1 pseudogene is annotated in these 1,310 nt (G+C 69.8%); it reads left to right on the top strand.

The features are described from left to right. Positions 1–1,253: pseudogene (locus AX709_RS17925) on the top strand (AAA family ATPase); the annotation flags it as partial. Between the last annotated feature and the right edge of the window lie 57 nt (positions 1,254–1,310).

The following is a 1,310-nucleotide window of genomic DNA, read 5'->3' as shown; positions in this document are numbered from 1 at the left end:
GCGACTGGAACTCGACCGAGCTGTTGAAGGACTGGCGCGAGGCGTGGAGCGCGCATGTCAACGAACGCATGGCCGAGCTGGGGCTAGAGGGCCGGATCGATCACCGTTCCTATGAGGCGCAGGGCATCGAGCTTGAGCCGCAGCACAAAATCGGCCCGGCCGCGTCGCGGCGACCGGAGCAGGGGCTTGAGGCCGAGCGGATCGAGGATCACACGCGCATCGCCCGCGACAATGGCGAGAAGATCATCGCCAACCCATCGATCGCGCTGGACGCCATCACCCGGCAGCAGGCGACGTTCACCACCCGCGACCTTGCGACGTTCGCGTTCCGACAAAGCGACGGCAAGGATCAGTTCGACCGGGTAATGGGGGCGGTGCGCTCCAGCCCCGAGCTGATTGCGCTGGGCAGGGACGGGCGCGACCAGGAGCGGTTCACGTCGCGCGACATGATCGCGGTGGAGGCCCGGCTTGAGAGCGCCGGCGACGAGCTGGCGGGCCGCGCCGGGCATGGCGTCGCCGATCGCCAGCGGGACGCCGCGATCGGCGCGGCCAGCGCCAAGGGGCTTGTCCTGTCGGCCGAGCAGCGCGACGCCTTCGATCACATCACCGGGCGCGAAGGGCTGGCGTCCGTCGTCGGCTACGCCGGCAGCGGCAAATCCGCCATGCTTGGCGTCGCGCGCGAGGCGTGGGAGGGGCAGGGCTACACGGTGCGCGGCGCGGCGTTGTCGGGCATCGCGGCGGAGAACCTTGAGGGCGGATCAGGCATCGCGTCACGCACCATCGCCAGCCTTGAACACGCATGGGGTCAGGGGCGCGAGCAGCTAGGCCCCAGGGACGTGCTGGTCGTTGACGAGGCCGGCATGATCGGCTCGCGCCAGATGGAGCGTGTGTTGAGCCAGGCGCGCGACGCCGGGGCCAAGGTCGTGATGGTAGGCGACCCCGAGCAGTTGCAGGCGATCGAGGCCGGAGCGGCGTTCCGCAGCATCACCGAGCGGCATGGCGCGGCCGAGATCACCGAGATACGCCGTCAGCGCGAGGACTGGCAACGCGACGCGACGCGCGCGCTCGCCACAGGCCGCACCGGCGAGGCGATCCACGCCTATGATGGCAAGGGCATGGTCCACGCGGCCGACACGCGCGAGCAGGCGCGGGGCGAGCTGGTGGACGGCTGGGATCGCGCGCGTCAGGCCGAGCCGGGCAAATCCCGCGTCATCCTCACCCACACCAACGCCGAGGTCCGCGAGCTGAACGAGGAGGGGTGACTACACGAAAGTGGCGTATCTGCACGCTAAGGGCGAACAAATGGGTGC

It is taken from the genome of Sphingomonas sp. CCH15-F11, from assembly GCF_001557005.1.
Taxonomy (GTDB): domain Bacteria; phylum Pseudomonadota; class Alphaproteobacteria; order Sphingomonadales; family Sphingomonadaceae; genus Sphingomonas.
This window is presented reverse-complemented; position numbering and strand designations above follow the sequence as displayed.